Genomic DNA, 12,633 nt, shown 5'->3' on the forward strand with positions numbered 1-12,633 from the left:
GAGAAGGCCCTCCGTGAGATTCCGGGCATTGTGGACAACTCGCCGCGAAGTCAGATCGGTGCAGAAGAAGTCGCATCCACCTGTTCCGACTCCGTTCACCACCCAGTCACCTTCGGCACGTACAACTGCTTGTGCGCGGGAGAATCTCAGACCGGATCGGGTAACTCAGACGCCTTCCGCGCCACGGTGAGCTCAGCTCCCGGATGAGAAGATCCCCGCCGAATCGGGTCGGCGGGGATCTTTCCTTTTGCACAGCGATGAGGTTCAACAGGCGCAAATGGTTGCATCCGACGGTCAGACCGAGCCATTTGCGCTTGTCGAACGGCGCTCAGGCTGCGGCGCGAGCCGCAGCCTGAGCCAGCAGCACGGGGACACCTTGCGCCAGCGTCGGGGCGAACGTGTCGCCAGGCCGCTCGCCGTCGAGCCAGCGCGTGTAGATCGCCTCACAGAACACCGCGGCCTTCCACAGTGCGAGCACCTCGTACCAGGCAAGTGCCGAGACGTCCGCTCCGGTGCGCTCGACGTAGCGCTCGATCAGGTCCGCGCGCCGCGGGTATCCCTCACCTCGCGTCACGGTTGTCAGCTCCAGCGGCGTCGGCACGGCATCCGCCTCCGCATAGGTCGCCACGAGATAGCCGAGGTCAGCGAGCGGATCGCCGAGCGTCGCCATCTCCCAGTCCAGGATTGCGTGCACGGATGCGGGACCCTCCCTGCGATACATGAGGTTGCCGATCCGATAATCACCGTGCACTACCGACGCACGCGCCGATACAGGGAGGTTCGCCAGCAACCAGTCGGCCAGCCGATCGACCTCTGGCAAAGTCCGCCGTGACACGTTCGGCCACAGCGAGGCGAACCTCTCCACCTGCCGACGCAGATAACCATCGGGACGACCGAGCGTCGACAACCCTTCCGTGCTCACATCGAGCGCATGCAACCCGGCGAGTGTGTCGACGGCAGCGAACGGCAGCGCGCGCCGACCCTCTGCATCATCGAGAGCCGGCGGCATCCGATCGGTCACGACATCCCCATCGAGGTGCTCCATGACATAGAACGGCACACCCAGCACGCTCTCGTCCGCACAGACATCCAGGATCTCTGGGACCGGAACGCCGGCAGCCCCCAGCAGCCGCTGCACCCTTGCCTCACGGAGCATGTCGTGCGTCGACGGAGGCAGGGGCGGCCGGGGCCCGCGCCGCAGCACCAACTTCCGGCCACCGACATCCAATAAATACGTGATATTCGAGTGCCCGTCGCCGATCCTCGACCACTGCAGATCCCCATCGCCGAGGCCAACCTCACGGAGATGATCAGCCAGCGCATCGAGCACGAGTAACGGCGGTCGCCCCAGCAGCGATGCCTCCTCGCGAGTGCGCACCACTTCGAGATCGGCGTCAATCACGACGCGCCCCCGACGATGCGTGGATTCACGATGTCGCGGCGCGGCTCTCCCGCATCCACGTCACGCTGCCGCGCCTTAGCCGCTCGACGCGCGATCGCCCAGCGGTGGGTCTCACTCGACCCGTCGTAGATCCGGAACGGGCGCACCTCGTTCAGGTACTGGATCAACGGCAATCCAGAGCTCACACCATCACCTCCACACAACTGCACGGCGCGATCGATGATGCGGTTCACCGCCTCGGAGCAGTACACCTTCGCGATCGACGACAGCGCCGCGCCCGCGCGCGGATCATCCTCAAGCACCCGAGCCGCCCGATCGATCATCGCGTCGCTGGTATCAATGTCTATCGCGCTGTCGGCGATCAGCGACTGCGCGACGCCTAGGTCGGCAAGCTGCGACCCGAAAAGCGAGCGCGAGTTCGCGCGATCCAGACTGATGTCGAACGCACGCCTGGCCAGCCCCAGCCACCGCATGCAGTGCGTGAGCCTGGCCGGCCCCAGCCGCACCTGTGCGTAGCGGAAGCCGCCTCCGGGAGTCCCGAGCACATCAGCATCCGGAACGAAGACTCGGTCAAAGGTGACGTGCGGGTGCCCGCCGGAGATCGCCGCCTCGATCGTGCGAATCGACGGCCCGATCCGCACGCCTTCGGCACTCAAAGGCGTGAGCAGCATCGTCGCCCCGGCCGAATGATCCCCGGTCGCCTCAGTGCGCGCCATCACGATCGCGAACGCTGCACCTTCGGCACCGGAGATGAAGCGCTTCTCCCCGCTGATACGCCACCCGCCGTCGACGCGCTCGGCGACGGTCGCGAGGGCATCCGGGTCGGACCCTGCGCCCGGATGCGGTTCCGTCATCGCGAAGGAGGAGCGGATGCCGCCGCCCACGAGCGGCCGCAAATACCGCTCCTTCTGCTCATCGGTACCCACAACCTCGAGCAGGCGCATGTTGCCCTCGTCCGGCGCCATGCAGTTCAGCACCGCAGGTCCGATCAGCGAATAGCCCGCCTCCTGGAACACCGACGACCACTGCGGCAAGGACAGCCCGAGACCGCCATATTCCTTCGGTGCGTGCGGCGCATAGACACCGGCATCCTTCGCCTGGGCGCGCAGCCTCTGCAGCGCTGCATCCGACAGCGTCTCACCCCATGCGGGCTCCGCAGGGATCACGACTTCCCGGATGAAGGTGCGCGTGCGCGCAATGAGATCGGTGACGGCAACGAGATCGTTCATGCGGTTCCTCCTGCGTTCAGTAGTCCGCCGTCAACATTGAGCACCTGGCCGGTGATCCACGCGGAGCCGTCGGAGCAGAGGTACGCGACAGCATCCGCCACGTCTTCCGGCGCTCCGAGTCTGCCCATCGGGTAGGCGGAGGCGACTTCCTCTTCGCGTCCTTCATAGAGCGCCCGCGCGAAGCGCGTCTTGACGACCGCAGGTGCCACCGCATTGACACGGATGCGCGGGGCGAGCTCCACCGACAGCGTGCGTGTGAGATGACTCACCGCCGCCTTGCTCACTCCGTACCAGCCGATTCCGGGCGATGACACCTCACCGGTGACGGACGAGAGGTTGACGACAACGCCACCTGTCACCTGCGAACCGAGCCCCGCGCGCACCGACTCCTGCGTCCAGGCGAGGGTACCGATCACGTTGACCTCGAGTATTTTGCGCGCCGCATCCAGGTCGAGATCGACGAGCGGCCCGTACACAGGGTTGATTCCAGCGTTGTTGACGAGAATGTCGAGTCGGCCGAACTCCGCGGTGATTCGCTCGAACACCTCTCGACGGTGCTCCGGATCGTCGGCAGACCCTGCCACCCAGATTGCGCGTCCGCCTAGGCCCGCGACGGCCTCTTCCAACGGCTCACTGCGTCGCGCGGTCACACACACCGACGCGCCGTCGGCGACCAGACGCTGCGCGATGGCGAGGCCGATCCCCCGGCTGGCACCGGTGACCAGCGCTGTGCGGCCGGCGAGCAGTCCATCGGCATCCGACATGAGATCTCCTTCGATCGTCAGGCTTTCTCTAATTTTCATTAAATTCCTGCCGCAATGCAACCCATAGCCAATTGATTTCCTCGGGCTTGACTCTTGCCATTTTGAATGGATAATAAAAACTGTGACCCGCGACGACGCGGAGAAGGAGAGAGCGGCGATGGCGCTGACACGACACCTGTACGACGAAGAGCACGAAGAATTCCGCAAGATCGTTCGGGACTTCGTCGAGCGCAACGTCCGACCGCATATCGAACGCTGGGATGCCGAAGGCGTGGTCGACCGCGGGCTCTTCACTGCCGCAGCGGATGCCGGTATCCTCGGCTTCGCGATCGATGAGGCCCACGGCGGAGGCGGGACAGACGATTTCCGCTTCAACGCGATCATGGGCGAAGAACTTGCAGGCAATCCGGTCTCCAGCGGAATGGCGGGCATCGCCCTGTCGAACGACATCACCATCCCCTACTTCACCGATCTCACGAATGACGAGCAGAAGCAGCGCTGGCTGCCTGGCATCGCCCGAGGCGAGCTGATCACCGCGATTGCGATGACCGAACCCGGTACCGGCAGTGATCTCAGCGGCATCCGCACCACCGCCGTGCGCGATGGTGACGACTACATCGTCAACGGATCGAAGATCTTCATCTCCAACGGCCAGAACGCGGACCTGGTCGCCACCGCGGTGCGCACCTCCCCCGACCCACACAAGGGTCTCAGCCTGCTCGTGATCGAGCGAGGAATGACCGGCTTCTCGCGCGGCCAGAACCTCGACAAGGTAGGACTACACGCACAGGACACGAGCGAACTCATCTTCGAGGATGTACGAGTTCCGGCCGCCAACCTGCTCGGCGATGAGGGAGCGGGTTTCCTCGGGCTGATGAGGAACCTCCCGCAGGAGCGCTTGTCGATCGCATCCGCCGCCGTGGCATCCAGCGAAGGCGTGCTTGCACGCACGCTCGACTATGTGAAGGAGCGCACCGCATTCGGCAAACCGATCGGATCGTTCCAGAACACCCGCTTCGAGCTCGCCGAGATGGTGACGGCGACGGCCGCCAGTCGCGCATACATCGACCAGGCGATCACGCAGCACAACGCGGGCGAGCTGACGGCCGCGGATGCCTCGGCGGCGAAGTTCTTGACCACCGAGCAGTACGTCGACATCGTGAACCGCTGCCTGCAACTGCACGGTGGATACGGGTACATGAAGGAGTACCGCATCGCACAGGACTATCTCGATGCGCGCATCACCACCATCTACGGAGGAACGACGGAGATCATGAAAGAGATCGTCGGCCGGGACCTCGGGCTTTAGTCATCCGCGTACTCGCACAGAGCAGGCATAGGAGCAGAACATGACAGACGCGTATATCTACGACGCCGTGCGCACACCCCGCGGTAAGAACAAGGGCGGGGCGCTGCACGGCACCAAGCCGGTCGACCTGGTGGTGACGTTGATCGACGCCATCCGCGATCGCAATCCAGGGTTGAATGCCGCAGCCATCGATGACATCGTGCTCGGTGTCGTATCGCCGATCGGCGAGCAGGGCGGCGACATCGCCCGCACCGCAGCTCTGGTGGCGAATCTTCCCGAGACCGTTGCCGGAGTGCAGATCAACCGGTTCTGCGCCTCGGGCCTGGAGGCTGTGAACCTCGCGGCGCAGAAGGTCGCGTCCGGATTCGAGGATCTCGTGCTGGCAGGCGGCGTCGAGTCGATGTCACGCGTGCCGATCGGTTCGGACGGCGGCGCCTACGCGCAGGATCCAACCACCGCATACGACAACTACTTCGTGCCGCAGGGCATCGGCGCCGACCTCATCGCGACGCTCGAGGGTTTCAGCCGTGAGGATGTCGATGGTTTCGCCGAGCGTTCACAGCAGCGCGCCGAGACCGCCTGGCGGGAGGGTCGCTTCGAGAAGTCGATCATCCCCGTGCGCGATATCAACGGCGTGGTGTTGCTCGATACCGACGAGCACCGTCGCCCCGAGTCGACCGTCGAATCGCTCGGAAAGCTTCCGGCGAGTTTCGCCGCCGTCGGCGCACAGGGCGGCTTCGACGCCGTGGCACTGCAGAAGTATCACGCGGTCGAACACATCGAGCATGTGCACGGGCCAGGAAATTCTTCGGGCATCGTGGATGGCGCGGCCCTCATGCTGATCGGATCCGCTTCGGCCGGTGAGGCCGCAGGTCTGACACCGCGCGCCCGCATCATCTCGACTGCGGTCGTCGGCTCAGAGCCGACCATCATGCTGACCGGTCCGACGCCCGCGACGCAGAAGGCGCTCGATCGTGCAGGGCTCACGGTCGATGACATCGACCTGTTCGAGCTCAACGAGGCCTTCGCCGCGGTCGTCATGAAGTGGCAGAAGGATCTCGGCATCCCCGACGACAAGGTCAACGTCAACGGCGGCGCGATCGCTTTCGGCCACCCCCTGGGTGCGACCGGCGCCATGATCCTCGGCACCCTGCTCGACGAGCTCGAGCGTCGGGATCTCAAGCGCGGCCTCGCAACACTCTGCGTCGGAGCGGGCATGGGCATCGCCACCATCATCGAGCGCGTCTGAGCCGAAAGGTCTGAGGAGAATCATGAACACTGCAGAGAACACGGGCGTATACACCGGCTACGCCTGGGAGAAGGATGCCGACGGCATCGTCACGATCACCATGGATGACCCGGATGCTGCGGTCAACACCATGAACCCGCACTTCGTCGCATCGCTCGAGGCGACGGTTGAGCGCTTGGAGATGGAGCGTGATGACATCGCCGGCGCCATCCTCACCTCGGCGAAGAAGAGCTGGTTCGCCGGCGGAGATCTGAATCTGCTCCGTGCAGCAGACCCCGCCAAGGCAGCGGAAGAAACCGCCCACATCGACCACGTGAAGGCGCTGCTGCGCAGGGTTGAGCAACTCGGGAAGCCCGTTGTCGCCACCCTCACGGGCACGGCACTCGGCGGCGGACTCGAAGTTGCGCTCGCGACTCACCATCGCATCGTCGCATCCGATGCCAAGGGCGCTCAGTTCGGAGTGCCCGAAGTCTCGCTCGGCCTGCTGCCCGGTGGCGGCGGCGTGACGCGTCTGGTCCGGATGCTCGGTCTGCAAAAAGCTCTGCAGGACGTCATTCTCCCTGCGACCCGATTCCGCGCTGAGGATGCATTGACGGTGGGAATCATCGACGAGGTCGCACCGTTGGCGGAACTGGATGCCCGCGCCCGCGCGTGGATCGCGGCGAACCCGTCTCCCGTGAAGCCGTGGGACGAGAAGGGCTTCCGCCTTCCGGGAGGCGCTCCAAGCTCCCCCTCGGTGGCCGCGCTGCTCCCAGCCCTTCCCGCACTGCTGCGCAAGCAACTCAAGGGTTCACCGATGCCTGCTCCTCGCGCGGCTCTCGCAGCAGCAGTGGAGGGTGCATATGTTGATTTCGACACGGCATCCAAAGTCGAGACGCGCTACCTGGTGAGCCTGACCCACGGGCAGGTCGCGAAGAACATGATCAAGGCGTTCTTCTTCGATCTGCAGGAGATCAACTCCGGCGGCAGCCGCCCACTGCAGGCGAACGGAGAGCCGTTCCCGAAGCACACCGCGAAGAAGCTCGGCGTCATCGGCGCGGGCATGATGGGCGCAGGAATCGCCTACGTCTCAGCGAAGGCCGGCATCGAGGTCGTGCTGAAGGACGTCTCCGCCGAGGCCGCAGAAAAGGGCAAGGACTACGCCCGCACGCTCGAAGAGAAGGTACTCGCCCGGGGCAAGACGACGCCGGAGAAGAGCGAGGCGCTGCTGGCACGCATCCACCCGACGGGCGATGCAGCCGACTTCGACGGCGTCGACTTCGTCATCGAGGCGGTGTTCGAATCCGTCCCTGTCAAGCAGGGCGTGTTCCAGGAGATCGAGGACATCGTGGCATCGGATGCCGTGCTCGGCTCCAACACTTCGACGTTGCCGATCACGGTGCTCTCGGAGGGGATCACGCGGCGGGGCGACTTCATCGGCATCCACTTCTTCTCCCCCGTCGACAAGATGCCGCTCGTGGAGATCGTCCGCGGCGAGAACACCGGCGACGAGGTGCTCGCGAAGACGTTCGATTACGTGCAGCAGATCCGTAAGACTCCGATCGTCGTCAACGATTCGCGAGGCTTCTTCACCTCCCGAGTCATCGGAAAGTTCATCGCCGAGGCGGTCGCCGCTGTCGGCGAGGGCGTGGAGCCGGCATCCGTCGAGCAGGCGGCACTCCAGGCCGGGTACCCGGCCGGTGCCCTGCAGCTGTTGGACGAGCTGACCATCTCGCTGTCGCAGAGGATTCGGCAGGAGACGCGCACGGCGGTCGAGGCCGAGGGCGGTGCATGGGTCGAGCATCCGTCAGAGGCGATTATGGACTGGATCGTCGATGACGCGAAGCGGCCTGGCCGCAAGTCGGGCGGCGGATTCTACGACTACGACGAGAACGGTCGCAGGGTCGGAATCTGGCCAGGGCTGCGCGAGAAATACGATTCGGGTCGCACCGAGCTGCCGCTGCTAGATCTGCAGGAGCGGATGTTGTTCGCCGAGGCCCTCGACACGATCGACTGCCTCGACAACAACGTGCTCACCTCAGTCGCCGACGCGAACATCGGCTCGATCTACGGCATCGGGTTCCCTGCCTGGACCGGCGGGGTGCTGCAGTACGTCAACCAGTATGAGGGCGGACTGCCCGGCTTCGTCGAACGAGCAAAGGAGCTGGCCGAAACCTACGGCGAGCGCTTTACGCCACCTGAGTCGTTGTTGGCTCGCGCCGAGGTCGGGGAGGAGTACCGATGAGTGAGACAACCACGACGCCGCACCTGCGCACCCCGTTCACCGAGGTGCTCGGTATCGAGCATCCGGTCGTCCAGGGCGGCATGATGTGGGTCGGCCGCGCCGAACTCGCCGCAGCCGTGTCTGAGGCAGGCGGGCTCGGGATGATCACAGCACTCACCCAGCCGACCCCGGCGGATCTCGTAAAGGAGATCGAACGGGCACGCACGCTCACCGACAAGCCGTTCGGGGTGAATCTCACGATCATGCCGTCGATCAACCCGCCGCCCTACGACGAGTACCGGCGCGCGATCATCGACGCAGGAATCACGATCGTCGAGACTGCGGGGTCTAGCCCCGAGCCGCACATGGAGATCTTCAACGCTGCGGGCGTGAGAGTCATCCACAAGTGCACCTCGGTGCGCCACGCGCTCAAGGCGCAGGCGGTCGGAGTGACCGCAGTATCGATCGATGGCTTCGAGTGCGCAGGACACCCCGGCGAAGATGACGTGCCAGGTTTGGTGCTGATTCCTGCGGCAGCCGATGCGCTGACGATTCCGTTCATCGCCTCGGGCGGCTTCGCTGACGGTCGAGGGCTTGCTGCGGCGCTGTCGCTCGGCGCGAGCGGAGTGAACATGGGCTCACGGTTCATGAGCACCGTGGAGTCGCCGGTCGCTCAGGCGGTGAAGGAGCGCATCGTCGAGGCATCCGAACTCGACACCAACCTCATCTTCCGCAGCCTTCGCAACACTGCCCGCGTGGCGAAGAATGCCGTCTCCGACGAGGTCGTGCAGATCCTGGCCGACGGCGGGCAGTTTCCCGACGTGCAACCGCTCGTCGCCGGCGTCCGAGGCCGCAAGGTCTTCGAGGACGGCGACCTCGATGCCGGGATCTGGACGGTCGGCCAGGTGCAGGGCATTATCCGCGACATCCCGACCGCGGGGGAAGTTGTGCGTCGCACGGTCGCGCAGGCGCACCAGGTGCTCACCGACCGACTGGGGATGTTCGCCTGAGCGCGTTCCGTCAGGGCTGCGCGAAGGTCCCGTAGCGGACCATGTCCTGGGCCCCACGTACGAGGTCATCGAGCGATCGCGTGCGCGGGTTCCACCACTCAACTGCCCAGTTCATCGAACCGAGCAACAGCAGGCGGAACACATTGATGTCGAGGCCCTCACGCAGCTCGCCGACATCCTGCGCTGCGAGGAAGAGTTCGCGCCAGAGTCGACTGTACTCACCCTCCTCTGCTGCAGGGCGTACCCGCAGATGCTCGGGAACGTGTCCCGCGTTGCGCACGGATGCCGTCGTGTAATCGGAGATCTGCAGCTCATAGCGCAGATGCGCGCTGACTCCGACGAGGATCCGTTCGCGCGGCGCAGCGTCATCAGGCAACGCCGCGAGGACCTCTTCCACATGCACCCGCACGCGATGAGCGCCTGCCCACATGACTTCTTCGACGAGCTCATCGCGCGAAGCGAAGTAGTAGTAGATTGCGGGCGCTTGGACACCTGCGACCTCGGCGACATCAGTGAGGCGAGTACCGGCGTAGCCCTTGCGACTGAGCACCTGAGCTGCGGCATCCAGGATGCGCTGACGTGTGCGTGCCGACTTCGACGACTGCTGCGTGATCATCTCGCCTCCCTGGCTCATTCTAACCAGGATTCGAAAATATTCTCCGAGCTCTTGCCCTTCGACACCAATCACCCTAATGTGAATATCGATTAACTTTTTCTCAATGACGAGCAAAGAGGTGCCCCATGACAATCAACCGCGAAGCAGAAGCCACCATCGGTCTCACCACCCGCGATCCGCGCGATGGATCCGTGATCGCCGAGTACGCGCTCGAAGACGACGCACGCGTCACCGAGCGCGTGCGCACCGCGCGAAAGGCCGCCGCCTGGTGGGCCGAGATCGGCTTCGACGGCCGCAAGCGCACCCTGCTGGCGTGGAAGTCGGCGATTGCTCGCGGCGCCGACGATCTTGCCGCGATCATCTCCCGCGAGACGGGCAAGCCCGCGGGCGACGCCCTGCTCGAGGTCATGCTCACTCTCGGCCATCTGGACTGGGCAGCCAAGAACGCGCACTCCGTACTTAAGCCCCGTCGCGTGAAGGCCGGGATCATCAACTACAACCAGAAGGCGACGCTGCGCTACGAGCCGTACGGCGTCATTGGCGTCATCGGACCGTGGAACTACCCGCTGTACACGCCGATGGGTTCGATCTCGTACGCGCTGTCCGCCGGAAACGCGATCGTGTTCAAGCCCAGCGAGCTGACACCCGGCACCGCCCGCTGGATCGAAGCACGGTGGAATGAAGTCAGCGAACACCCCGTCCTGCAGGTAGCCACCGGCGATCGCGTCACGGGCGCCGCCCTCGTCGCCTCCGACATCGACAAGGTGGCGTTCACCGGATCCACGGCGAGCGCGAAGCGCGTGATGGCCGCCTGCGCAGAAACGCTGACACCGCTGGTCGCCGAGTGCGGCGGCAAGGATGCCATGATCGTCGCCGCGGATGCCAACCTCGATTCCGCTGCGGACTTCATCGTGTTCGGCGGCCTCGGCAACGCCGGCCAGACCTGCGTCGGCGTTGAGCGCGTCTATGTCGTGCGTTCGGTGCGGGATGCCCTGGTCGAGAAGGTCGTCGAACGCGCGCGGCGGCTGCGCCTGGACGGCGATGATCCCTCCTATGGGCCGTTGACGCTCGCGCCGCAGTCCGAAGTGATCGCCGATCACATCGCAGATGCGCTGGCACGAGGCGGTCACGCTGTCCTCGGCGGCCCCGAGTCGGTCGACGGGCGCCACGTGGCACCGGTCGTCCTGGTCGACGTGCCGGAGGATTCGGATGCCGTACAGAAGGAGACATTCGGCCCGACCGTCGTGATCAACGCCGTCGTGAATCTCGACGAAGCGATCGAGCGCGCGAACGGTACCGAATTCGGCCTGGGCGCCGCGGTCTTCACGAAGAGCGCGAAGACGGGCGAGGCCGTCGCCGCGCGTCTGCGCGCCGGGGTCGTCACCATCAACTCGGTGCTCGGCTTCGCCGCGATCCCTGCGCTTCCCTTCGGCGGTGTCAAGGGGTCTGGCTTCGGTCGGATCCACGGCGCCGACGGCCTGCGTGAGTTCAGCGTGCCGAAGTCGATCGCACGCCAGACCGGGAAGGCCGCACTGAATCTTCTGACAATGGAGCGCTCCGGGCGCGACATGCATCTGGTGGCGAAGATGATCCCGATGCTGCACGGCCGCAGTCGCTGAGGCGGGTCAGATTCCGAGCACGGTCTCCACAAAGTGGGCGAGCCGCACGGCCGCAGCTTCATCGAATTCCGACAGTAGCGGGATCTCGTCGGTGACGACGCTCAGGCCTGCATGCACGAGCACGGCAGCCTCGCGTCCGCCGAGTTCCGGACGAACAGCCTGCAGCAGAGCGGTCCAGTCAGCGATGTGCGCACGCTGCATGGCCCGCAGCCGTCGTTGGTCTTCGGGCGCGAGATTCCCCAACTCGGAGAAGTAGATCCGCATCAGCGCGAGGTTGCGGAACGAATGGTCGACGTAGGCACGGCACAGCCGACGAAGCGCCTCCTCCGGGGTGTTCGCCGATTCACGCACGCGCAGCACGGCACGCTCCAGCGCCACGGCCGCCCGGTCGCACGCAGCCAGCAGCACGGCCGGCTTGCCGTCGAAGTGACGATAGACACCCGAAGGCGTCAGGTCGACCTCGACGGCGAGGTCTTCGATCGTGACCTCGTTGTAGCCACGAGCGGCGAAAAGCCGGACAGCGGTGTCGACGAGCTGCTCTCGCCGTCCGACGCCGACATCGACGGACTCGACGAAATCGCCGCCACCGATCGACGACGCCGCGTCCGCTGAACCGACGTCGAGCATGCGCCAGGCCGCCGTCTTGAGCAGTGCCCGCAGGCTGCGCGCCGCCACGGCCGTACGGTGCGCCGTGATGCTGGCAACGACGCTGAGCGCGCCGAGCACCACGAGAAGTCGCTGACGCTCATCCATCTCCGGCCGATACACGCGATGCACACGCTCGAACCTCTCGCGCAGCACCCGGAACTGCCCGGTCAGCTGCTCGCGATCAGGACGCTCGAGGTAGCGACCCTCCCAGCGATAGATTCCGCCGATGTCGCGCAGCCCGACGGTCGTGGCGATGACCGCGTCCAGCAACGCATTCAGTGCGGCACGCGCCTCATCCACGGTCTCTGCAGGGCGGGCGGCTGCCTCTTCCGTCGCCTCGATCAGCTGCTGCACGAGCGCGAAGGCCGTGCGTACGAAGAGGGCGTACTTGTTCGGGAAGTGCCGATAAAGAGCAGGCGCCGAGATGCCCACGGCATCCGCGATGTCCTGCATGCCGACGGCGTGATACCCGTTACGCGCGAAAGCCGACGCCGCCGCATCCTGAATGTGACGCTTGCGGTCGCGCGGACGCGTGCGATTCGCAGGTGGGCCATCGATGCGGGGCATGATCGACAGCCTACTCG

General features: G+C 65.2%; 10 protein-coding genes. 5 read left to right on the plus strand and 5 right to left on the minus strand.

Translation table 11 applies throughout. The features are described 5' to 3' along the window. Positions 1 to 328 precede the first annotated feature (328 nt). From ACSU04_RS12300 to ACSU04_RS12310, 3 genes are read right to left on the minus strand one after another with little or no spacing between them, the layout of a single operon-like run. On the minus strand, positions 329 to 1,402 hold the full coding sequence (locus ACSU04_RS12300) for a phosphotransferase family protein (RefSeq protein ID WP_439285205.1): 1,074 nt from the start codon (positions 1,400 to 1,402) through the stop codon (positions 329 to 331). After that, positions 1,399 to 2,631: an acyl-CoA dehydrogenase family protein gene (locus ACSU04_RS12305; protein ID WP_439289710.1), complete on the minus strand. Its 1,233-nt coding sequence runs from the start codon at positions 2,629 to 2,631 to the stop codon at positions 1,399 to 1,401. The genes ACSU04_RS12300 and ACSU04_RS12305 overlap by 4 nt, the downstream gene beginning before the upstream one ends. After that, the gene (locus ACSU04_RS12310) at positions 2,628 to 3,395 is read right to left on the minus strand and encodes an SDR family oxidoreductase (RefSeq protein WP_439289711.1); all 768 of its coding nucleotides are present in this window, start codon (positions 3,393 to 3,395) and stop codon (positions 2,628 to 2,630) included. The genes ACSU04_RS12305 and ACSU04_RS12310 overlap by 4 nt, the downstream gene beginning before the upstream one ends. A 121-nt stretch (positions 3,396 to 3,516) precedes the next feature. On the opposite strand from ACSU04_RS12310, the gene ACSU04_RS12315 reads away from it, so the two are divergent. The 4 genes from ACSU04_RS12315 to ACSU04_RS12330 are packed head-to-tail and all read left to right on the plus strand — an operon-like array spanning position 3,517 to position 9,166. Further along, positions 3,517 to 4,704, plus strand: coding sequence for an acyl-CoA dehydrogenase family protein (locus ACSU04_RS12315; protein ID WP_439285199.1), 1,188 nt, complete (start codon positions 3,517 to 3,519; stop codon positions 4,702 to 4,704). Between the two features lie 40 nt (positions 4,705 to 4,744). Continuing rightward, positions 4,745 to 5,953 (plus strand): acetyl-CoA C-acetyltransferase, encoded by a 1,209-nt coding sequence (locus ACSU04_RS12320; RefSeq protein ID WP_439285197.1) that lies wholly within the window; start codon positions 4,745 to 4,747, stop codon positions 5,951 to 5,953. Positions 5,954 to 5,975: 22 nt separating this feature from the next. Continuing rightward, positions 5,976 to 8,177 (plus strand): 3-hydroxyacyl-CoA dehydrogenase NAD-binding domain-containing protein, encoded by a 2,202-nt coding sequence (locus tag ACSU04_RS12325; RefSeq protein ID WP_439285196.1) that lies wholly within the window; start codon positions 5,976 to 5,978, stop codon positions 8,175 to 8,177. Then, positions 8,174 to 9,166, plus strand: a complete 993-nt coding sequence (locus tag ACSU04_RS12330; protein ID WP_439285194.1) for an NAD(P)H-dependent flavin oxidoreductase — start codon at positions 8,174 to 8,176, stop codon at positions 9,164 to 9,166. Before ACSU04_RS12325 ends, ACSU04_RS12330 begins: the two co-directional genes overlap by 4 nt. 10 nt (positions 9,167 to 9,176) lie before the next feature. On the opposite strand, the gene ACSU04_RS12335 is transcribed toward ACSU04_RS12330, so the two are convergent. Further along, positions 9,177 to 9,782, minus strand: coding sequence for a TetR/AcrR family transcriptional regulator (locus ACSU04_RS12335; RefSeq protein WP_439285192.1), 606 nt, complete (start codon positions 9,780 to 9,782; stop codon positions 9,177 to 9,179). 125 nt (positions 9,783 to 9,907) lie between these two features. On the opposite strand from ACSU04_RS12335, the gene ACSU04_RS12340 reads away from it, so the two are divergent. Continuing rightward, on the plus strand, positions 9,908 to 11,401 hold the full coding sequence (locus ACSU04_RS12340) for an aldehyde dehydrogenase family protein (protein ID WP_439289712.1): 1,494 nt from the start codon (positions 9,908 to 9,910) through the stop codon (positions 11,399 to 11,401). Positions 11,402 to 11,407: 6 nt separating this feature from the next. Here the strand turns inward: ACSU04_RS12340 and ACSU04_RS12345 are convergent, their stop codons facing one another. Continuing rightward, entirely contained in the window at positions 11,408 to 12,616 is a 1,209-nt protein-coding gene (locus ACSU04_RS12345) for a TetR/AcrR family transcriptional regulator (protein ID WP_439285188.1), read from the minus strand. Positions 12,617 to 12,633: the final 17 nt, after the last annotated feature.

It is taken from the genome of Microbacterium sp. A84, from assembly GCF_051842815.1.
Classification (GTDB): domain Bacteria; phylum Actinomycetota; class Actinomycetes; order Actinomycetales; family Microbacteriaceae; genus Microbacterium.

Coding starts and splice junctions, on each gene's coding strand:
- ACSU04_RS12305 (WP_439289710.1), bottom strand. CDS start 2,631: ATGAACGATCTCGTTGCCGTCACCGATCTCATTGCGCGCACGCGCACC.
- ACSU04_RS12310 (WP_439289711.1), bottom strand. CDS start 3,395: ATGTCGGATGCCGATGGACTGCTCGCCGGCCGCACAGCGCTGGTCACC.
- ACSU04_RS12320 (WP_439285197.1), top strand. CDS start 4,745: ATGACAGACGCGTATATCTACGACGCCGTGCGCACACCCCGCGGTAAG.
- ACSU04_RS12325 (WP_439285196.1), top strand. CDS start 5,976: ATGAACACTGCAGAGAACACGGGCGTATACACCGGCTACGCCTGGGAG.
- ACSU04_RS12330 (WP_439285194.1), top strand. CDS start 8,174: ATGAGTGAGACAACCACGACGCCGCACCTGCGCACCCCGTTCACCGAG.
- ACSU04_RS12335 (WP_439285192.1), bottom strand. CDS start 9,782: ATGATCACGCAGCAGTCGTCGAAGTCGGCACGCACACGTCAGCGCATC.
- ACSU04_RS12340 (WP_439289712.1), top strand. CDS start 9,908: ATGACAATCAACCGCGAAGCAGAAGCCACCATCGGTCTCACCACCCGC.
- ACSU04_RS12345 (WP_439285188.1), bottom strand. CDS start 12,616: ATGCCCCGCATCGATGGCCCACCTGCGAATCGCACGCGTCCGCGCGAC.